The organism is Tepidiforma thermophila, assembly GCF_002563855.1.
Taxonomy (GTDB): domain Bacteria; phylum Chloroflexota; class Dehalococcoidia; order Tepidiformales; family Tepidiformaceae; genus Tepidiforma; species Tepidiforma thermophila.
Genome location: NZ_PDJQ01000001.1, coordinates 262,690 through 284,146, shown reverse-complemented (window position 1 = coordinate 284,146; position 21,457 = coordinate 262,690). Strand labels below are relative to the sequence as shown.

10 protein-coding genes, 1 pseudogene and 1 CRISPR repeat array (1 of these 12 cut by a window edge) are annotated in these 21,457 nt (G+C 65.6%); of the genes and pseudogenes, 9 read left to right on the top strand and 2 right to left on the bottom strand.

The features are described from left to right. Nucleotide 1: 1 nt before the first annotated feature. Both A9A59_RS01375 and A9A59_RS14405 read right to left on the bottom strand, forming a co-directional pair. Nucleotides 2–3,610: a RecQ family ATP-dependent DNA helicase gene (locus tag A9A59_RS01375; protein ID WP_181950244.1), complete on the bottom strand. Its 3,609-nt coding sequence runs from the start codon at nucleotides 3,608–3,610 to the stop codon at nucleotides 2–4. 15 nt (nucleotides 3,611–3,625) lie between these two features. Then, nucleotides 3,626–3,736: pseudogene (locus A9A59_RS14405) on the bottom strand (topoisomerase DNA-binding C4 zinc finger domain-containing protein); the annotation flags it as partial. Between the two features lie 283 nt (nucleotides 3,737–4,019). On the opposite strand from A9A59_RS14405, the gene A9A59_RS01370 reads away from it, so the two are divergent. From A9A59_RS01370 to cas2, 9 genes are all read left to right on the top strand, one after another. Continuing rightward, nucleotides 4,020–4,490 carry a hypothetical protein gene (locus A9A59_RS01370; protein WP_098502568.1) on the top strand — a complete coding sequence of 157 codons (471 nt, stop codon included), beginning with the start codon at nucleotides 4,020–4,022 and terminating at the stop codon, nucleotides 4,488–4,490. Nucleotides 4,491–4,607: 117 nt separating this feature from the next. Then, entirely contained in the window at nucleotides 4,608–5,084 is a 477-nt protein-coding gene (locus A9A59_RS01365; RefSeq protein WP_098502567.1) for a hypothetical protein, read from the top strand. A gap of 680 nt (nucleotides 5,085–5,764) precedes the next feature. Beyond that, nucleotides 5,765–6,364, top strand: a complete 600-nt coding sequence (locus A9A59_RS13905) for a hypothetical protein (RefSeq protein WP_165772421.1) — start codon at nucleotides 5,765–5,767, stop codon at nucleotides 6,362–6,364. 212 nt (nucleotides 6,365–6,576) lie between these two features. Continuing rightward, nucleotides 6,577–7,761 carry a type I-G CRISPR-associated RAMP protein Csb1/Cas7g gene (gene cas7g, locus A9A59_RS01360; protein WP_165772420.1) on the top strand — a complete coding sequence of 395 codons (1,185 nt, stop codon included), beginning with the start codon at nucleotides 6,577–6,579 and terminating at the stop codon, nucleotides 7,759–7,761. 2 nt (nucleotides 7,762–7,763) lie between these two features. After that, the gene (gene csb2 / locus A9A59_RS01355; RefSeq protein ID WP_098502565.1) at nucleotides 7,764–9,239 is read left to right on the top strand and encodes a type I-G CRISPR-associated protein Csb2; all 1,476 of its coding nucleotides are present in this window, start codon (nucleotides 7,764–7,766) and stop codon (nucleotides 9,237–9,239) included. Continuing rightward, nucleotides 9,232–12,222 (top strand): type I-G CRISPR-associated helicase/endonuclease Cas3g, encoded by a 2,991-nt coding sequence (cas3g, locus tag A9A59_RS01350; RefSeq protein WP_098502564.1) that lies wholly within the window; start codon nucleotides 9,232–9,234, stop codon nucleotides 12,220–12,222. Before csb2 ends, cas3g begins: the two co-directional genes overlap by 8 nt. Further along, a complete protein-coding gene (locus A9A59_RS01345; protein ID WP_098502563.1) occupies nucleotides 12,215–13,246 on the top strand; it encodes a type I-G CRISPR-associated protein, Cas3-extension family in 1,032 nt (343 codons plus the stop codon). Before cas3g ends, A9A59_RS01345 begins: the two co-directional genes overlap by 8 nt. Nucleotides 13,247–13,264: 18 nt before the next feature. Continuing rightward, nucleotides 13,265–14,968: a CRISPR-associated endonuclease Cas4g/Cas1g gene (gene cas4g/cas1g / locus A9A59_RS01340; protein WP_278286749.1), complete on the top strand. Its 1,704-nt coding sequence runs from the start codon at nucleotides 13,265–13,267 to the stop codon at nucleotides 14,966–14,968. Between the two features lie 10 nt (nucleotides 14,969–14,978). Beyond that, nucleotides 14,979–15,272 (top strand): CRISPR-associated endonuclease Cas2, encoded by a 294-nt coding sequence (cas2, locus tag A9A59_RS01335; RefSeq protein ID WP_098502562.1) that lies wholly within the window; start codon nucleotides 14,979–14,981, stop codon nucleotides 15,270–15,272. Nucleotides 15,273–15,544: 272 nt separating this feature from the next. Beyond that, a CRISPR array of direct repeats spans nucleotides 15,545–21,457; the repeat unit is 36 nt; unit sequence GTTTCCACCATCAACAGATGGTGGCTTCATTGAGGG (it continues 891 nt past the right edge of the window).

Here is a 21,457-nt window from a genome sequence, read left to right as displayed (position 1 = left end):
TTCAAACCCCGAGCACCCGGTCAATGCGCTCAACCAGCAAGCGCGTCGAGAGCATAGCGTACGGCACGGCAGCAAAGGCAGGCACTGCCCGTGCCAGGCCCCGGAGAAAAGAAACGTCTCCCTGCATGGCCGCGACGAGATCGAGGGCAGCGTCGCGTGCCACCTCGGGCCGCCGACCCATCGCCCTGATCGCAAGGCCGGCCAGCCCGACGAGTTCGTCCGGCGTGTAGCCGTACCGGTCCCTCGCGAAGTTCATCGCTGCGGTCAGGTTCTGGCGAATATCCTCCCGGTCCGGGTCTCTGGAGAGCCCCTCGGTAACAGCCCGCAATGCCAGCAGTACCGGGACATCCGGGTAGGACGTAAGATACCGGGCCACTGCCCCCCGGATGCGCTCCGCATCGTTCGGCGAGACGACGACGTCGAGGAGCTCTTCAGCATGCTGCATGGCGTCAGCCACCGTAGTGGACTGGATGATGCCTACGAGGAAGTCGTCGTACTCCGTCGTCGTCAGGTAGTTCAGAATGCGTTCGCGAAGACGCTCGCCGTCGCCCAGGCTCGCTGCCTCGAGCATCTCCCGCAGCGAGCGCCGCCGGGCGCGCTCAATATGCTCGTAGATAAAGTCGATCAGTAGCGAACATACGTCGACCAGGTAGTCGCGCCAGCGACGGCCCATCAGCGCGTTTACCCGTGCCTCATAGGCGGGCACCAGCCCGGCCTGGTAATCACCAATATAGGCCAGGAGATGTTCGCGCACGTCTTCGTAGCCCGTGTCTGCCAGCCTGACGTGAAACTCCCGCCGCACGTAGTCGACGGTATAGTCAGCGACGACACCGATGACCACCAGGCGATGCAGCGCTTTTTCTATGGCCTTCTGAGTTTCATCGTCATCCTGTCCGCGGCCCGGCTGCTGCATGAGGCCCTGCCCGCCCGGGCCTCGGGGCATGCGCCAGCCAATGACCACGTCGCGGGCCTGTCCGGTCTCGCCGAGTAAGCCCAGGGTGGCCTTTGTTACCTCCAGGTCCCGCTCCTTGCCCCGGAACGCCTGGACGTGGAACCAGAGTGCGCGGGTCACGTCATCGTCGGTGCCGTCGTACCGTCGCTGCTGGATGTGCCGGGCCAGTACGGTCACATCCGTGCTCGGGTCAAGGAGCTGCCGGTTCGCCTGGGGCCGGTCATCCGAGAGCACAATAAACGAGAGGGCCCGCTGCCGGTCTCGCCCGGCGCGCCCTGCCTCCTGGTAGTACGACTCGATCGACGCAGGGAGCCCGGTGTGGATGGTGTATCTGATGTTCGGCTTATCGATCCCCATCCCGAAGGCCTTCGTGCATACGAGTAACGGGACCTCGTTCCGCTTGAAACGGTGCGCGCTCAGGCGCTTCTTTCGTTTGGAGAGACCCCCGGCGTAAACGTCCGAGTGAATCTGCAGCTTCTCTTGGATCTCTTTTTGAAAGCGCAAGATCCCGAAGTTCCCGTTGATGTACGGACAAAAAACAAGACCCGACGTCGTATTGGATCCTCGTGGCTGGAAGAATCCATTTGATGCCAGTCCAAACCTTGATGGCAAACTGTTCATAATGCCGATCAACCTGTCGGCCTTCTCTTCTGACCTGCAGGTCATGATGTGGAACGCAAGCTCTCTCCGGTCAAAACTGGTCGGAGTAACAAGCGCGTCGTAGTCGAGGATCCCCAGCTGGCGCTGGACGTCACGCAACACGATATAGCTGGCGGTTCCTGTCAGGCCGATAAGCGGCGGGACGAAGTCTCCGTACTTGCAATAGTCGCGGGCGATTCTGCCGAGGTTGAGATAGGCCGTACGGAAGTCATGCCCCCACTCCGAAACGCAGTGGGCCTCGTCGATGGCAACCGAGCACACCGGCACAGTCGCTGTCGCCTGCCGCAGCGCGTCCCGGAATGACGCAATCTGGAACCGCTCGGGCGCGATATAACAATAAAGGTACCAGCCCCTGCCGACCGCCGTTACAGCCGCCTCGCGCTGCTGGCGGTCGCTGATGTTGCTCGTTATGCCAACGGCTCGGTCGATGCCAACCCGATCGAGGTTGTCCAGCTGGTCCTCGACGAGTGAGACGATCGGAGCCACGGCGATGCACATCCCGGGCAGGCAGATGGCGCCGAGCTGGAAGGCGATGGACTTACCGGCACCGGTCGGCAGGAGCACGAGGGTGTCCTTCCCCTCCAGGGTGCGCCGGACCGTCTCCCACTGGCCCTCCCAGAACGACGGCTTCCGGAAGACGTAGTTCAGCATCCACTCAGCGTCTTCGCGCTGCGGATTCTGCCTGCGGACCGGTGGTGCGGCCGTGACGGGCGGTGCCACATTGAGTCCGAGCGGGAGGTCGTGAATCACGAACTCGGCAGCCCCCGTGAGCACCGGGACTCGCCCCGAAAATCCGGCGCGTATGAGCACCTGGGCCGGCCCGGCAGGTGAAGATGGCAAGACAGCAGTGCTGACTTCCGGTCGTCCCAGGGGAACGCCGTGAAGTGAGGCGACCCGCACCAGCAGCTCCGCGAAACCTTCCACCGCTCGCGCGAGCACCAGCTCCAGCTCTGCCGGTTCAAGCTCTCGAACCAGACGTTCAGGTGGCTGAATGGCTACCTTCCATGGCGCGTCGTCGGGAAGCAGTCCGCCACGAAATGCCTCGAGGAGCGCAATCTGTACCTGGTGTGCGAAGCGCGACAGCCTGAGATGCACGACCGGCAGCGTGGGCTTGGGCACGGACGCCTTTGCCAGGAGCGTAGCCAGGTGGTCGAGAGCCGGGTCCGGACCGTGGTAGTCCGTACCGGGACGCAGCGGGAATACCTCCATCTCTCGCCACTGAGCCCATGCGGACGTCGTCGGTGCAGCGGCTGAACCATCGCCGGGCAACGTCACCGCGGTCAGGCGCTCGACCGAGGGGTGCGCAAGCACGATGGGCAGGTGGTGGCTTGTTCGCTCTCCGGCCTCCTGGAAGGTCGTCTTCAGCGTCATCCCCGGAACGAGCGTCCAGCCGAGCCTCCCGAAGCCCCCGTTGTCGAACCATTCCGCGAAGGGCTTCGCCTTGCCCCACACCTCCGTGTGCAGCGGCCAGGACGGTGGAATTGTGGGGTCGGCCGCAAGAAGTTCAACCGTCTTCCTGATGTCCTCGCTGCTGATTGTCTCTCGGTCGGGCACCGGCAGAGCTTCTTCAACCTGCGGGTCGACGATTGTCAGGGCCCCACGCGTAAGGATCTTCTCCACCACGCTGATGACGCTCGCGAACCGGCTGACCGTGTCAGGCGAAGACCGCAACGGCCAGTCGAGCCGCCACTGTGCGGCGGCGCGCCGCAGGCGCGGAGGCACGCTGGCGTCGTGAATCCGTTCGACCCATTCTCGAGGCAGACCGACGGCCTGGAACAGTCGGACCTGGAGGTTCGGACGAAGTGGCTCGAGCTCGACCTCGTGTGGAAGGTCCTCGGGATCGACATCGTCCTGGTCGTCCAGGGGTTCGTCGAGCAGGCTGTCATCAGTGGCTCCCCGACGCGCTCCTCCGGCCTCGCCGAACGGCCTGTTCTGTTCCCGGGGGCGCATTTGGGACGACGCCGGGGTCTGCGCGCGCTCCCCGTTGCTCTCGTCCACATACGGGCGGGTTCCTCGGCATTCCGGATAGCGCGTGCAGCCCCAGAACTGCGCGCCAGCGCTAGGGCCCGACCTCGCGGTCCTTACGACCATGCGGGCTCCGCACTGCGGACACGTCGGGTTCATCCTTCTGGGGCCTCGAAAGCAAGCCTGGGACGGGATAGTAGCAACTTCGCTGCTCGGCTGGCCAGAAATGTGTGCCCACCGCCCCCCAAAACCCCGGCTCCCCGCCCGCGGAATTTTCTCCGACAATCCCTGCGCGCAAACGACAGGAGGTGTCGCGGCCGTATGCGAGAATGCTATCGGCTCGTGCGCAGACATCCCGCCGCGGCTGCCCGCCCGGCTCAGCGAACCTCCCGTCGCGGCCCGTCATCTCCGCTCCCCGGGGCAGACGTCAAGGAGGCAACACGTGAACGTCGCCGCCCATCTGCTTGCGCGCCTGCGGTCCCGCCTCGTCCCGCGCGCCGAACGAAGGGTACACGGGTACGTCACTCCAGATGGCCTTTGGTTCGCCGTTCGCGCCCTCGAACGGGCAGCATCTGGAACCGTCGGCTACACGGCAGAGCCGTTCATCGAGGTCGACGACCAAAATCGGCTCATCGCTGCCGGCATCCGGTTCCGCGTGCCGGACTTCCAGGCCGTTTACACGCTCACCCTGCACTACCCGGCTGGCACCTGTACCACCGACATCGAGGTCCTGGTGGCTGGCGGCAAACCGGGCTCCGGCTGGTACCGCAACCGGCCCGGCACCCGGCCCGGAGAGCCCTGGTTCCCCCAGCCCGTCCCGGGCTGCATTCGCTGGGTCGAGCGGATGCAGGCCGCCGGCGCCCTTTCTCGAAACCTGGATGTCAAGGGCGTCGCGGGCGACCGCCGCCCGTAACGCCGGCCCGCCTCGGGCACCGCCCGGGACAGTCAGCTCTTGCAGCAGTGCCCGGTCCAGGGCCCCTCGGTGCGGGCTCTGCAGCCCACGGGGGCCACCCGGCGAAGGAAGAACGCGATGGACGCTGATTTTCTCGAGCTCATCAGGCGGCCGGTCCAGTGGCCGCGCGACGACCCGCACCTGGGAGGGGTCTACTCGCCAACGGTCGCCTTCACCGACACCGAGGGCATCGTGCCGACCACCTATGTCGGCTGCAGCGTGCCCGTCACCCTGCCGCTCCTGTTCGCCTTCGTGCGCTCGGGAGGGAACCCGATACCCGAACTTCGCGCCCCTCCGGGCGGGTATACCCTCTTCGAGGCAAGAAAGCCGTTCCGCAAGGTCCGATTCCTCTATTACCACTGGGACCAGGGCGGCTTCGTGTTCAAGGAGCCGGTGCCTGTCCCCGATGGCTGCGTCCTGCTCGGGCTCGAGTACACGCCCGTCGACCGGTATCGCCCGAGCAGCCTGACCTACCTCGTCGTACCCGAAAAGCTCACAAAGGCCTGGGTCGACGTCTTTCCCGAAAAACTCCGCCGCGCGTCCGGAAACCCGTAATCGGTGGCGCGCGCGGGTGGAACCCGATCGGCGATTCCGCCGCATCGCAAAGTCCCTCGTGTGGCGGTCTCCGCCCCCGCCGTCGCCAGGCTCCCGCAGCCCGCACACTCCCAAACGCCGTCCACCCGCCGGTAGCCCGCCCCGCACGCGCGTAGCTCCTGCCGTTGCCGCTCCATTCCCTTCATTTCGGAGGTGCCGCCCGCAGTCCCGTGTTCGCTCTCGCAGCCTCCGGGTTGCCGGCAGGCGGTCCGCGCAGACCCGCCTGTGCACCGGCGCCGGTTGCACCCGGGAGCCCCTGCCCTGCCTCCCTGCCCGGGCCCCCGCGAGCGCTCGCGAGAAAGCCCCGACCCCGCCCCTCGTCCACCCGCCACGACCGGCCCGTCGCAGCCCGCATCGCCGCAAGCTCCCCCGCCGGAGCTGTTCTCCCATGGAGGTTGCCAATAAGGTCCCCACGAGCCTTCGCACCGTCCCCGCTCCCCGGTCCGACCCGCCGTCCTGAACCCCGCGCCCGTACGCCGCCTGCCCGCCAAATCGCCGTCCCCGTAACGCCGGCCTGGCCTTCGCCAGGGACCTGCCAGCCAGAAAGCACCGCAGCCCAGGGGACCCGCCGGGTCGCCGCGGCGAACCCGGCGCCCGCATCCGACCGAATCGCGATCCGTCACAACGAAAGGAGGAGCTGTTTGACGAATCCCATTTCCGGCGCCGGCCCGCTCCGCCGGGCCTGGGAGAAGACCGACCTCCCGCGCAACCATCCGCCGCACGACTACGTCACCCACTGCGAGACCGGCGAACTGGTGCTCATCTGGCCGTGCGGCCAGCACTACGCAGTCGGCCTGGACCAGCGCCCGCGGCGCAGGTTCCACCGCCTCCGCGCCGCGCTCGAACTCCAGTACGCCCGCTGGTTCGGCAGGGTGCCCGGCAGGTCCGCCCGGCTGCAGCTGCCCACGACCTGCAAAGCATGCCAGGTGCTCGGCGCCGACGACCTCTTCACCTGGACCAGGCTCTTCGACCTTATGCCGGACGATCACCTTGTCCCCATCGCCCTGCAGTACGCAGCCCAGACCGACGACGACTTCAGGATGGCGCTCGAGGAGGGCGGCACGAAGTTCGTCCCCCTGCCCCGGCGCGGCCCGCTCGCCATCGCCTCGCTTACGCGCAACGCCCGCTACGCCGGCCTGCACGACGGGACCTTCTACCTCATCCACTTCGACCCGACCCCCTACGGCCGGGAGCTCATGGAGCAGATGCTCGCCGACCTCGAATCCAGCACCCCCGGCTGAGCACCGGCGCCCCACGCCTCCGCCCTGCGGCCCCGCCCGGCATCCGCGTTTGCTCCAGCTCCCCCTCGCGTCCGTTCGCGACACCTGTCGTCGTCTTTGCGCAAAGGCCTTCCGGGGCCGCGGCCCGGCCGGGTAGACTGCCGCTGACCGGCCCCGCCGGCCCGCCGGCCCGGCCGGGAGTCTTGAGGAGTCTCGAAAGGATTGCCGTGCACATGGCGGATCTCGATGCACTGTACGAACGGCTCGCAGCGGCGGTGACGCTCCAGAACGACGATGCGGCAATCCGCATCCGCGCCGAGTACGAACCGCAGGCCGGGACAGGCGCCAAGGTCTTCCCTCCGACCTACATGGAGAGCAATGGGACGCGCTACCACTTTGAGCGCCGCTGGTCGCCCGAAGGCACCCCCGTGGAGGTCGTCGTCCTCGACTCCTACCAGTCCCAGGCCAACCGGTGCGAAGCCGCCCTCGACCGCGTGGCCGACCGGCTCGGGCTGCCCCGCCTCCTCATGCGGTTCACCCACGATGGCGTGACGATTGAACTCTCGAACCTGGCCGCCCCGCACCGCAGCCGCGACGCCTACTTCCTGGACAGTGTGGTCGGTGGAACTCCCTTCTTGGTTACGCCGATGGGTAAGGAGCTTGATCAGGCATCCGTCGATGACCTGACGCCCCTCTTAATCCACGTGCCAACGGATCTTGTTTACGGATTATGGGATTCCCATCTTAAGAACAGGGATTTGGCGCTAAAACTGGCACGCTCTTACACCTCGGAGATGATTGGCTGGGAGCCGATGCGAGGAAAGCGCGCTGCAACGAAAGGCGACCCGCTAAATCTGCCAGGCGAAGATGTGGTGGACAGGAAAGCATGGAGGCCATTTGAGACCGAAACTAAGAAGAAGAAGGAACAGACCGGCAAGGAGGAGAAAGACAAACTCAATCAACTCGGCCACGGCATGATTCCGGCTGCGCCGAATGAATCCATCGGTGGTGTTGCCGTCCGCAGCATTTCCCGCCTCGGTGTCCTCTCGCTTATCGGGCTCGCGCAGCTCCGCTTCCGCGACGAAGAGATAAACCGCGCCGGTCGGACTGCGCTTGCAGCACTCGCCCTCGCCGGCGACCGGCTCGCCTTCGGCGGCGCCGGCATCCACCTTCGCTCCGGCTCCGACCTCGTCCTGCGCAGCGAGTCCATGGAATGGGTCCAGCGCGGCGCCCGGACCGAGCCGCTGGAGCTCACAACGGATGATGCGCTGCAGCTGGTCGACCTCGCCCGCGAGCGCCTCGCCGCTGCCGGCGTTCAGTGGTCGCCCGAGCCCGTCGTTCTCTCGCCATCGGGGCCACTCGCCGAGGTGATCCGTAACGTCCTCACTGCCCGGGGCCTCGAAGACGCCGAGGCTTGAGCATGCTCGCTCTTCGCTGTCAGCTCCTCGGCGATACCTTCGAAGGTGGGGCGCCCGATGACCCGGGGGCTCCGGAGTGGCCGCCCTCCTGGATGCGCCTCTACTCAGCGCTCGTTGCTGTGGCCGACCATGCCGTCCCGTCCGAGGTCGCCCTGCTCGAAAAGCTCGAGCAGCTTAAGCCGCCCGCCATCGTCGCCGACCCACCGGCGCTCGCCGACGCTCCCGAGATGGCATTTGAACGTCAGGCCTGGGTCCCGACCAACAAAGTCGAAGGCAAAGATACGGCCACGACGCTCCCTGGAAGGAAAAACGGCGCTCGCGGCTGGGCCCGTTTCGTGCCGCGCTCCCGCGACATCGTGTACGCCTGGGATGATGACGCGCTCTCGGAATCGGAGCGCGCCGTCCTGGCGGCACTCTGCCGCCGCGTCCCCTACCTCGGGCGCTCAACATCCCCGGTCATCGTCGAAGTGGTCGAATCCAGCCTCCCGGAAGAGGGTGTCCTCGTCCCCTCGAGCTCCCAGGAAGAAGCAACGGCCGATCCGGGGCTGCCGACCTATCCGGTCCGCACTCCGTTCAACGGCGCCCTTGCCGCATTGCGGGCCGCACATGAGCGAAAGGTCACCGGAAAGGCAGGCGACCCCTGGGCTATCGGCGCCTACGTCGACTACCGGCCGCTCGTCCGCCAGTCACATGTTCCCACCATCCGCGGGCCGTACCGCGAGCTGGTCATCTTCGCCCTGGAGGGGCCCCAGCGCGACGGTCGGCACGCCGTGGAGTTCACCGACCTGCTCCGCAAGGCGGTCATGGCGAATCTCCCCCGGCCGCTCCCTGCCGTGCACGGGCACGGCCCGGGCGACGCCCCCCGGTGCGCCTTCCTTGCCCTGCCCTTCGTCGGCCACCGCCACGCTGATGGCCACATCATCGGCCTGGCTGTCGCCGTCCCGGAACTCGAGCCGGCCGACCTCCGCGACCTCTGGTGGGCGCTCGGCGCAACCGCCGAACGCGGCCTCTCCTCACCCTCCCTCGGCCAGTTCTCGTTGCGCCGGCTGACGCCGCTCGAACAACGTCGTGCCCCGCTTGCGCTCCAGGCCTGGCGATGGAGTCGGCCGTCCGATACCTGGGTGACAGCATATCCCGCCGTGCTTGACCGCTTTGTGAAAGATCGCACCGAGATTCCTGAGCTGATCCGGCAGACCATCCGGAACTCCGGCTTCCCCGAGCCAACGGAGTTCCAGTCCGCACTCAGGCCGTTCGACGGGACCGTACCCGGCGCCCTCGACCTCGCCCCGTGGGAAACCACCCGCCCGGGCCACAAAGAAGGCTTCCGCCCGTACCGGCACCTCTACCTCCGGTTCGCGGCGCCCGTCGAGGGCCCGGTGGTCATCGGGTCTATGCGGCATTACGGCCTTGGCCTCTGCGTCCCCGTCACCTCACCCGCTACCTCCGCAGCACGTGAGGTCGGACCGCGCGATGCTTGAGCCAGCGGCCTTTCCGGAATTCTTCCGCGAGGTGACCGGCCGGGAGCCATTCCCCTGGCAGGTCCGGCTCGCCGAGCAGCTCTGCACCGGGAACCCTCCAGCCCTGGTCGATGTCCCCACCGGCCTCGGCAAGACCTCGGTCATCATCGCCTGGGCCTTCGCACTCGCCGCCGAACTGGAAGGCAGAGCGGAGCGACGGCTGCCGCTGCGACTGGTCTACGTCGTTGACCGCCGCGTCATCGTCGATAGCACCTACGAGCTCGCCCGCCGGCTCGTCGAGCGGCTCGACCCCGCCGCACCGGCCGGCCCGGTCGCTGCCCGCGTCGCCGCCGCCCTGCAGGGCCTGGCCGGCGCCGATGCCCGGCCCCTCGAGGCCGTCCGCATGCGCGGCGGCGTCACCTGGGATGCCCGCTGGCTCGACCGCCCGCACCAGCCCGCCGTCGTCGTCAGCACCGTCGACCAGTTCGGCTCCCGGCTGCTCTTCCGCGGGTACGGCGTCACCCCGTCCATGGCGCCGATCAACGCCGCGCTCTGCGGGCTCGACGCCTGGGTCGTCGTCGACGAAGCCCACATCGCCGAGCCGCTGGCCGAAACGCTCGACCGGGTCCGCCGGCTCCAGCGAGCCGCCGCCGAAGCCAGCCTTCCCCACCTCAAGCTCACCCTCATGAGCGCTACAGCCCGCACCGCTCTTGCCGGCGGTCTCCGCCTAACCGCGACCCTGGAAACCGAAACGGCCGCAGGTTCAGCGGCCGCCGAAGTGGCGCGGCGACGCCTGTCCGTCCCCAAACCTGCCCGTCTTGAGTCGGTCGATGTCCGCGGCAAAGGCATCGAGCGCTACCGAAACCTCGGTGCCCAGCTCGCCGAACGCCTGGCGAGCCTTTCCAAACTGCCCGGCCGATACGCCGTGCTCTGCAACACCGTGCAGGCCGCCCGGTCAGCCTTCGAGCACCTCGAGAAGCATCGCCCGGGCACGAACTGGCTCCTCACCGGCCGCGTCCGCGAATTCGAGCGGGAACAGCTGGTTCCCGATGTCCTCTCCCGGTTCGGCAGCGGGACACCGGCCCCCGCTGACGCGCTCAACCTTGTCGCGACCCAAACGGTCGAAGTCGGCGCCGACCTCGACTTCGACGCGATCGTGACCGAGTGCGCCCCGCTCGCATCTCTCATCCAGCGCTTCGGCCGGGTCCGACGCATGGGCGAACCCCACGCCGCAACCTCCGCCGTCATCTACTGCCCGCAGACCCACGACGACGACCCGGTGTACGGCCCGGCTACCAGGTCGACCCGCGACCTCCTCGAGCAGGTCTCCCCCGGCGAAAACGTGGATTTCTCATACCGCGGAGTCCTCCAGCTCAGGCAGGCGGCGCCCCCAGGCGTCGAAATCGAACCCCCGTTCATACCGGTCCTCCTGGGCGCCCACGTTGAGCGCTGGGCCCAAACCTCGCCCCTGCCTGCCGTCGACCAGCCCGTCGCTCCCTTCCTCCACGGATTCCAGCGCGGCGGTGCCCCGCAGGTCTACATCGCATGGCGGGCCTTCCCCCAGGGTCTCGAACCTGGAGAGTGGGCGGGCTGGCTCGATCTCGCCCCCCTCAGCGACTGGGAGACCGTCGCCGTCCCCCTCGCCGAGGCGCGCGCCTTCCTCGCCGGCAAACCATCCGAGTCCATCGATGCCGATATCGAATCCGCCGCCGAGCAGGCCGGGAGCGAGCCCCAGGCGAACGGCCAGGTCGCCCGCGCTGTCATCTACGCCGGGCCCGACGAACCGCCCGCCCCCCTCAAATATCCCGAGGAGATCCAGCCAAACGCCACCATCGTCGTCGACAGCCTCGAAGGCGGGCACGACCGCTGGGGATGGAACGGCCGCCGCAACGACTCCGCCGCCCCCCGGCCAGTGCCCGATGTCGCCGACCTCGCCCCCTCCCGCCGCCGGCGCTCCCTTCGCCTCGCGCCGTCCATCGCCCTCTCCCACGCCACCGATCCGGAGGCCGAAGCCCGCATCCTCGACGCCTGGGCCCGCCTCGACCCGGAGGACCTCGACAGCACCGTGCCCGCCATCTGCGAGGCCTTCGCCTCCCTCGTCCCCGAGCCCCTCGCCGACCTCTACCGCGACGCCGCCGAGGGCATCCGCAACAAAAGCTGGGAGGCCTTCCTCCCGGCACGCGACCCGGAGACCGGCCAGTGGCGCGTCGCCGAAGCCGACAAACCCGTCGTCCGCCTCGTCGAGCACGCCAATGTCGCAACCAGCGCCGACCGCTCCGACGACGACGCCCTCTCCACATCGCTCTCAGCCTCCGAACCCGTGCCCCTCATCGACCACTGCACCCGCGTCGGCGGCCTCGCCCGCGACTTCGCGGAGCGCCTCGGCCTCGCGCCGGACCTTGTCCGCGCCGTCGAACTCGCCGGCCGCTTCCACGACATCGGCAAAGCCGAACCGCGCTTCCAGGCCGCCCTCTACGACGGCGATGCCCTGGCCGCCCTTGCCGGCACCCCCCGCGCCAAGTCCGGCCGCGACCCCCGCGACCCCGTCGCCCGCAACGCCCACCGCCTCGCCGGCCTCCCCCAGGGGTTCCGCCACGAAGCCGTCTCCGCCCGCCTCGTCCGCGCCCTCGCCCAGGCCCGCCCCGACCTCTTCGACGGCGTCGACCTCGACCTCGTCCACCACCTCGTCGTCGCCCACCACGGCCGAGGCCGCCCCCTCCTCCCGCCCATCGACGACGCAAACGCGCCTCCCACCAGCCTCGAAATCGAGGGTGCCGCCCTAACCGTCCCCGGCGAGCGCTACCAGGTCGACTGGGAACACCCCGCCCGCTTCGAACAGCTCAACCAGCGCTACGGCTGGTGGGGCCTCGCCCTCCTCGAAACCATCGTCCGCCTCGCCGATATGAAGGACTCCGAACTCGCCGCCCGCGGCGCCGAAGCCCGGCCCGGCGAGGTGCCGCCCCGTTCCGCCAGCCCGCTGCCAGCCGGAGCGCCCCATGCCTGACATCCATGCCCCCGCCCTCCGCGGCAACGATCCCCTCGGCTTCCTCGCCGCCCTCGGCGTCCTCGCCCTCTCCGAACAGGGCGAAATCAAGCCCCTCCGCCTCCGCTGGGAAGGCGGCACCGCACCCTACGCCGTCTTCGTCACCGACGCCTACGCCGGCACCAGCGACCTCGCCGATGACCTCCGCGCCGTCGCCCGGCGCCTTCTCGAGGCAGACGCCGCCATCCCCGGCTGCCCGCCCGAATTCCCCTACCGCAACCGGCACCCCGCAGACACCGCCAAAGGCGCCGACCCCATGCGCATGTCCCGTGAAGCAGCTCGCGCCACCTGCGAAGAAGCCGCCCGCCAGTGGGAATCCGGCAACCCCTGGTTCGCCCGCTGGGTCGCCGCCCTCCTGGCCCCCGGTGCGCTCGATAAAGACGGCCCCGATGGCCGCGTGCGCCTGACCCCCTTCAACGCCCCGTTCGGCCAAATGAAATTCCGCGACTCCTACTACGACCAGGCCTGCCGGTACGTCGCCACCACGCCCGGCATGCCAGGGGACGCCCTCCTCGGCTGGGTGCGCCTCGACGGCTATACCGGCGCCAACCTCGATGCCCGCGCCATCCGCGAAGCCCCCGTCAGTACCGCCGGCGTCCCCAGCAACGCCGGTGCCCCCTCCCCCACCTGGCTCGCCGTCATGGCCTTCCGCTTCTTCCCCCTCGCCGATGACGGCCGTATCCGCACCGCAGGCTGGCAGGAAGTCCAGCTCTACCCCGGCGCCACGCGCCGCTCCCTCGTCTGGCCCGTCTGGCGCCCCCCGCTCGACCCGCCCGCGGTCCGCGTCCTCCTCAACCATCCCGACCTCGCCGTCCTGGCCCCGCCCGGCGGAACGCCCCGCATCGCCGGCGGTGCACGCCTCCGCGCCCTCGGCATCACCGGCGTCTACGGCTCCTCCCGCCGCACCCGCACCCAGGGCGACGGCCCCCTCGGCCCCGCCATCCTCCTCTGGCCCGCGCACCGCCCCGCTGTCCATCGGTCTTAACAGGCCGAACATATTTATGTGAGTAGCCTCGAAAACCCCACGGCCGCCGCCCCGGCCGACGTCGACCCCGTCCCCGAACCCGACCCCGCGCCCCTCCTCCCCGCGCGCATGGTCAACGAATTCGTCTACTGCCCGCGCCTCTTCTACCTCGAATGGGTCCGCGGCCTCTGGGCCGATAACGACGACACCGCCGAAGGCTCCGACCTCCATCGCCGCGTCGATACCCCCGCCGGCACCGCCCCCGAGCCCGGCCCCGGCGTCCGCCAGATCGCCCGCGCCCTCGAACTCAGCTCCGAAACCCTCGGCGTCACCGCCAAAATCGACCTCGTCGAATTCCTCGACGATGCCGCCCGCCCCGTCGACTACAAACGCGGCCGCCCCGCGCCCACCCCCGCCCGCGTCTGGGAACCCGAACAGGTCCAGCTCGCCATCCAGGCCCTCCTCCTCCGCGAAGCCGGCTACCAGTGCCGCGAAGGCGTCATCTACTTCGCCGAGACCAACGAACGCGTCACCGTCCCCATCACCCCCGACCTCGAAGCACGCACCCGCGCCGTCATCGCACAGGCCCGCGAAACCGCCGGCCAGCCCGCCGCGCCACCGCCCCTCGTCGATAGCCCCAAGTGCCCCGCCTGTGCCCTCGTCAGCTACTGCCTGCCCGACGAACTCAACCTCCTCCTCCACCGCAGAGCCGCCCGCCCCCGCACCCTCATCACCCGCGAACCCCCCGCCCGGCCCCTCTACCTCCTCGGCTACGGCACCCAGCTCCGAAAAGACGGCAACCACTTCACCGTCACCACCAAAGACGGCGAAACCACCCGCATCCGCCCCATCGACATCAGCCACGTCGCCGCCTTCGGCACCGTCACCATCTCCACCAGCGCCCTCCACGCCCTCCTCGCACAGGAAACCCCCATCGCCTGGCTCACCCGCGGCGGGCGCTTCCTCGGCCTCACCAGCGGCCTCATGGGCAAAAACATCCAGCTCCGGCGCCGCCAGTTCACCCTCACCGAAGCCGAAGCCCTCGAGCTCGCCCGCGCCTTCGTCATCGCCAAGATCCGCAACCAGCGCACCCTCCTCCGCCGCAACAGCCGCTGGGAAATCAACCGTACCCTCGAACTCCTCGCCGATGCCGTCGCCCGCGCACGCCTCGCCCCCAATAGCGACGCCCTCCGCGGCATCGAAGGCTACGCCGCCCGCCTCTACTTCAACGCCTTCCCCGCCATGCTCCGCCGCGACCTCCCCTTCACCCCCGGCGACCTCTTCCGCGGACGCAACCGCCGCCCCCCGCGCGACCCCGTCAACGCCCTCCTCTCCTTCGCCTACACCCTCCTCACCAAAGACCTGGCCGTCCAGGCCCAGCTCATCGGCTTCGACCCCTACTGGGGCTTCTACCACCGGCCCAAATTCGGCCGGCCCGCCCTCGCACTTGACCTCGCCGAAGAATTCCGGCCCCTCATCGCCGACTCCATCGTCATCACCGCCCTCAACAACGGCGAAATCACCTCCGCCCACTTCCGTCGCATCGGCGCCGGCTACACCCTCACCGACGACGGCCGCCGCACCTTCCTCCGCATCTACGAACGCAGGCTCGAACAGGAAATCACCCACCCCCGCTTCCGCTACCGCCTCAGCTACCGGCGCCTCCTCGACCTCCAGCCCCGCTTCCTCGCAGCAGTCCTCCTCGGCGAACTCCCCGCATACCACGGATTCGAAACACGCTGAGCACACGCCCATGGAACGCCGACGGTATCTCGTCGCCTACGACATCGCCGATGACCGCCGCCTCCGCGACGTCTACCGCGAAATGCTCGGCTGGGGCAGCCGCCTCCAGGACTCCGTCTACCTCTGCGACCTCACTCGTCCCGAACTCATAAAACTCCGCCGCAAACTCCTCGAACTCATCGACCGCGACGACGACAGCGTCGCCATCTTCGACCTCGGCGTCCCCACCAGCAGCCGCGCCGTCGTCCCCGAAATTCTCGGCCGCCCGCCAAACCTCCCCCAGCAGGGCCCCGCAATCTACTAAGCTCCCGCCAGCCGCACACCCGGCCACCTTCGAGCGCCAGCTTGACGAACCCGGTAGACTCGAACCGCTCGAACGGGCTGCGGACCTTAACAGGCACCAACATCGAATCTGGACAGCCGCCTCCCGCGGCGTGGTATCCTCCCGGGAGGCGCCCGGCGGGTCCCGGAGACTCCGCATCAGCCAGGGGCGCTCGAAACACCCCCGGCCGAGCCCTTTCTTCCGGTCCATTCCCAATTCGGGAGAGGCCCGTTGCAGGGCTTCATGGGACCAGCGTTTCCACCATCAACAGATGGTGGCTTCATTGAGGGGGAGAAATCGGGTGGCTAATACTCGGTTCCAGCGAGTTTCCACCATCAACAGATGGTGGCTTCATTGAGGGCCCTCCAGAAATGGCGGCCGCACATGCCGTCGTGCTCGTTTCCACCATCAACAGATGGTGGCTTCATTGAGGGTACCCGAGCGAGCGCAGGTGCCGGGCCAGCCTGTCGGGTTTCCACCATCAACAGATGGTGGCTTCATTGAGGGTTCATCACGACGATCCTCCCATCAGGAAGCACGGAGTGGTTTCCACCATCAACAGATGGTGGCTTCATTGAGGGGATCGGAGGGTTCACCGGTGCCTAAGGCAAAGGTCACGTTTCCACCATCAACAGATGGTGGCTTCATTGAGGGCGCCAACCAATTATCGCGGCTTTCGCATCTCGGCTCGCGTTTCCACCATCAACAGATGGTGGCTTCATTGAGGGGACGGCGAGCTCGTTGGTCTGGCGGGCGGCCCTGCCCGCGGTTTCCACCATCAACAGATGGTGGCTTCATTGAGGGTCGGCGAGCAGCTCCATCCTGGCGAGAAAGACGTCGAGTTTCCACCATCAACAGATGGTGGCTTCATTGAGGGGCATCGATCTCAATCGTGTCCCCCGGGAACACAGCAGTTTCCACCATCAACAGATGGTGGCTTCATTGAGGGCAAGAAGAGCAAGGTCTCTAAGCGCGGCGGCATCAAAATGTTTCCACCATCAACAGATGGTGGCTTCATTGAGGGGCGGCAGCAAAGAACAGATACCGCACGCCGCGCCGTTTCCACCATCAACAGATGGTGGCTTCATTGAGGGATCAACCCGCCGTAGTAACCCGCCGTAGCAAATTTCGGGTTTCCACCATCAACAGATGGTGGCTTCATTGAGGGTAATGGTTCTCCCGGCAACCCAGGCTCTCGCGGCGGTTTCCACCATCAACAGATGGTGGCTTCATTGAGGGCGCATCTGCCAGTCGCTGGCAGGCGAGGGGGCCATCCAGTTTCCACCATCAACAGATGGTGGCTTCATTGAGGGCCGCCGTCGGTCTAGTGAGCCGTGTGCCGCTCAACCGCTGGTTTCCACCATCAACAGATGGTGGCTTCATTGAGGGTCGACCTGCAGCACCGGCAGATGCAGATCCTCAGTCGTTTCCACCATCAACAGATGGTGGCTTCATTGAGGGAAAACCGCCGTCTCGGCCGTAGGCGGTTTGGCGGCAGAGTTTCCACCATCAACAGATGGTGGCTTCATTGAGGGGCCATGGAGGGAGCACGCCCCCCCTGTCCGCCTGATCCACGTTTCCACCATCAACAGATGGTGGCTTCATTGAGGGCGGTCAGCTTCTCGTCCGGGTTCGCCACGCCCCCGCGTTTCCACCATCAACAGATGGTGGCTTCATTGAGGGGCCATGGAGGGAGCACGCCCCCCCTGTCCGCCTGATCCACGTTTCCACCATCAACAGATGGTGGCTTCATTGAGGGCGGTCAGCTTCTCGTCCGGGTTCGCCACGCCCCCGCGTTTCCACCATCAACAGATGGTGGCTTCATTGAGGGGCCTTAGGCACCGTACACCCCCTGCACGGTAGGCCGTTTCCACCATCAACAGATGGTGGCTTCATTGAGGGCACCAGCCACCACTGCCACCTTCTCGTCGCCCGAGCCCGTTTCCACCATCAACAGATGGTGGCTTCATTGAGGGAAGAATACTCTAGGATCACCTGGACCCTGCCGTAAACGTTTCCACCATCAACAGATGGTGGCTTCATTGAGGGATCATTCCCCCTCAGTTGCCGATGATTGCCTGAAACAGGCGGGTTTCCACCATCAACAGATGGTGGCTTCATTGAGGGTGCAGCTTCAAGCCCGAACGATCGGCACAGGGCCCCGTTTCCACCATCAACAGATGGTGGCTTCATTGAGGGGACGTTATTGTACAAATCAACGGCGGTTTTCTCGACCAAGTTTCCACCATCAACAGATGGTGGCTTCATTGAGGGAGAATCGCCGAACCGATATGCAGGGCCGCACTTTCGGCGTTTCCACCATCAACAGTTGGTGGCTTCATTGAGGGAGGCCTTCCGGCCTACTCGCCCTCGTAGACCTCCACGGTTTCCACCATCAACAGATGGTGGCTTCATTGAGGGGGTTCCGAGGAGGGAGATACACCCCTCGAAAAAGTCGTTTCCACCATCAACAGATGGTGGCTTCATTGAGGGGGCGGGGCCTGCGGCAGGGTCTTGGCGATGATCTTCTCGTTTCCACCATCAACAGATGGTGGCTTCATTGAGGGCGAATTCGGCCGTCTCGCCCGCGCGCGCAAAAGCAGCAAGTTTTCACCATCAACAGATGGTGGCTTCATTGAGGGATCAGGGACTCCAGCATGTTCGCCGCCCAGGCCCGGAAGTTTCCACCATCAACAGATGGTGGCTTCCTTGAGGGCGGTCGGTCATCGGCTTACCCCGAGCGTACGGCTGCCAGTTTCCAACATCAACAGATGGTGGCTTCATTGAGGGGATCATGGGTTCGGCGGCTTCCTTTGCCACCTACAACCTGTTTTCACCATCAACAGATGGTGGCTTCATTGAGGGGAACAGCTCATTGATGAGCTCTCGCTGCCATGGCAACAGGTTTCCACCATCAACAGATGGTGGCTTCATTGAGGGTCTGCACTATTCCTGAACTAATCGTGACTATCGATGCGGGTTTCCACCATCAACAGAGGGTGGCTTCATTGAGGGAGGATTTCGCTGCGACCAGCGCAGCAACCGCGCAGTACTTGTTTCCACCATCAACAGATGGTAGCTTCATTGAGGGCCGCCCGCAGCCATCATCGCTGCCGGACTCACTGCCGTTTCGACCATCAACAGATGGTGGCTTCATTGAGGGTCGGCGCTCCCAAACGGTCCTCGTCCGCAGCTGCCCGAGTTTCCACCACCAACAGATGGTGGCTTCATTGAGGGAAACGGTGCGCGGGGACAGGTTGCCGTCCGGGCGGGAGGTTTCCACCATCAACAGATGGTGGCTTCATTGAGGGACCGGCACGCTATCCGGCGTGGATGGGACGTTTTCCGGCAGTTTCCACCATCAACAGATGGTGGCTTCATTGAGGTCACCGATACCTGACCATGAGGAACCATGACGACATCGTTGCCACCATCAACAGATGGTGGCTTCATTGAGGGGTGATCTGGGGCCGGGGTTCGCCGCGCTGGTTGGCGTTTCCACCATCAACAGATGGTGGCTTCATTGAGGGTGGATCCGGTCTTTGAACTCCCCGGCGGGCAGGTCAGGTTTCCACCATCAACAGATGGTGGCTTCATTGAGGGGGCTCCGTCGCCGAGGCCCTGGCCGAGGCGCCGCGGCTGGTTTCCACCATCAACAGATGGTGGCTTCATTGAGGGGACGCGGGGCTCGACGACGAAATGACCAAATGGCCCAGCTGTTTCCACCATCAACAGATGGTGGCTTCATTGAGGGGTCCGCGGCTTGCCGCCTTTGTAGCGCACGAGGCTGCCGTTTCCACCATCAACAGATGGTGGCTTCATTGAGGGTCGCGCTCGCCTGGGTCGTTCGGCCGTCGCGCGCCCTTTAGTTTCCACCATTAACAGATGGTGGCTTCATTGAGGGCTCGAACAGTCGTTCAAGGCTGCTACGGCTGGCGCGGGTTTCCACCATCAACAGATGGTGGCTTCATTGAGGGCGATGTCCTGCGCGATGGCAGACCCTGCCGCCATGCTCGTTTCCACCATCAACAGATGGTGGCTTGATTGAGGGGGCGGTCCGGATGGTCAGCCGCTCCGCGTCCTCGCGGTGTTTCCACCATCAACAGATGGTGGCTTCATTGAGGGTAAATGCCGCGCCGCTGGAACCCCCTCAACCAGCCGGGTTTCCACCATCAACAGATGGTGGCTTCATTGAGGGACGCTGCCCACCCCCAGGATCACGTTGTGGCCGTGCGTTTCCACCATCAACAGATGGTGGCTTCATTGAGGGACGCTGCCCACCCCCAGGATCACGTTGTGGCCGTGCGTTTCCACCATCAACAGATGGTGGCTTCATTGAGGGCCACACGGCGCTTCACCGTGCAGATCACGACATACGAGTTTCCACCATCAACAGATGGTGGCTTCATTGAGGGACGTACTCGTCCGTGCTCATCCCGGCTCGACGAGCGCCGTTTCCACCATCAACAGATGGTGGCTTCATTGAGGGAGGAGAAGGCCGGCCAGCTCACGCACGCGGGCTCCTGAGGTTTCCACCATCAACAGATGGTGGCTTCATTGAGGGGCCCAGCGCCGCGATGGCAAGCCCACAGCCATCTGGCTGGTTTCCACCATCAACAGATGGTGGCTTCATTGAGGGCGCTGGTCCATTGCCAGCCTTGCAAGCTGCACCTGCTCGTTTCCACCATCAACAGATGGTGGCTTCATTGAGGGTGGTGTGGCGATGGGATCACAATCTGGAAGCGATCCGTTTCCGCCATCAACAGATGGTGGCTTCATTGAGGGACCAAGCCTCTTGCCGAAAGCGCCGCCGAAGGCGGTAGTTTCCACCATCAACAGATGGTGGCTTCATTGAGGGCTCTTCAGTTTGTAAGGTACGCGTGAAGCCGGGCGGCTGTTTCCACCATCAGCAGATGGTGGCTTCATTGAGGGGGCCGAACAGGCGGCCGCGGCCGCGCGCGCAAACTGGCGTTTCCACCATCAACAGATGGTGGCTTCATTGAGGGGTCAGGCTGCTGGTGCCGCTCGGGGATGCGGGGAGTTTCCACCATCAACAGATGGTGGCTTCATTGAGGGGGGTTGTCGGACGTTCGCCGCGGGACGCGGAGACGCTGGTTTCCACCATCAACAGATGGTGGCTTCATTGAGGGGCCGTACTCGGTGACGCTCACGGGCCTGCCGTCCGGGTTTCCACCATCAACAGATGGTGGCTTCATTGAGGTTGCGCCCGCTAGCGATTCGGCCATGACCGCATGATGTTTTCACCATCAACAGAGGGTGGCTTCATTGAGGGGTCTATTAAGGCTGAGTGCCCGGTATGCAGGGTCCCCAGTTTCCACCATCAACAGATGGTGGCTTCATTGAGGGCTATAAGCAGGATGCAGAAAGCAGCCGTTCGCATTCGAGTTTCCACCATCAACAGATGGTGGCTTCATTGAGGGGAGCTTGCTCCCTCTGGAATGATCGCGACCGCTTTGCAGCCGGTTTCCACCATCAACAGATGGTGGCTTCATTGAGGGTTCTTGCCCTCAAGGGATGAGCCGATTTCCCGGAAAAGGTTTCCACCATCAACAGATGGTGGCTTCATTGAGGGTCCAGGAGAAGCCGTTCAATGACGGCGAACCCGTAAAGTTTTCACCATCAACAGATGGTGGCTTCATTGAGGGCCCTGTAGGTTTCGCGCGCCCGTTTGCGATGCGACCGTTTCCACCATCAACAGATGGTGGCTTCATTGAGGGATGATGATGTTGACGCGCGGGTTCGACGGCGGCGCCGCCGTTTCCACCATCAACAGATGGTGGCTTCATTGAGGGCGTTCTCCAACACGATGGCGAAAAGGCGGCCGCGCAGCGGTTTCCACCATCAACAGATGGTGGCTTCATTGAGGGGGCGCCGGGCCATCAGGGCTCGCGGCGGCGTGGGCGGTCGTTTCCACCATCAACAGATGGTGGCTTCATTGAGGGGGCGCCGGGCCATCAGGGCTCGCGGCGGCGTGGGCGGTCGTTTCCACCATCAACAGATGGTGGCTTCATTGAGGGGCCGTCAAGCCCCTTCGGCACAAACTCGTACTTCTCGTTTCCACCATCAACAGATGGTGGCTTCATTGAGGGTACCGGTACAACGTCGGTCTCGGCGACACGATGTTTGGTTTCCACCATCAACAGATG

What these genes read in the sequence shown, in the direction of transcription:
- A9A59_RS01365 (WP_098502567.1), top strand. Translation starts at nt 4,608, where the DNA reads ATGGACGCTGATTTTCTCGAGCTCATCAGGCGGCCGGTCCAGTGGCCG.
- cas7g (WP_165772420.1), top strand. Translation starts at nt 6,577, where the DNA reads ATGGCGGATCTCGATGCACTGTACGAACGGCTCGCAGCGGCGGTGACG.
- csb2 (WP_098502565.1), top strand. Translation starts at nt 7,764, where the DNA reads ATGCTCGCTCTTCGCTGTCAGCTCCTCGGCGATACCTTCGAAGGTGGG.
- cas3g (WP_098502564.1), top strand. Translation starts at nt 9,232, where the DNA reads ATGCTTGAGCCAGCGGCCTTTCCGGAATTCTTCCGCGAGGTGACCGGC.
- A9A59_RS01345 (WP_098502563.1), top strand. Translation starts at nt 12,215, where the DNA reads ATGCCTGACATCCATGCCCCCGCCCTCCGCGGCAACGATCCCCTCGGC.
- cas2 (WP_098502562.1), top strand. Translation starts at nt 14,979, where the DNA reads ATGGAACGCCGACGGTATCTCGTCGCCTACGACATCGCCGATGACCGC.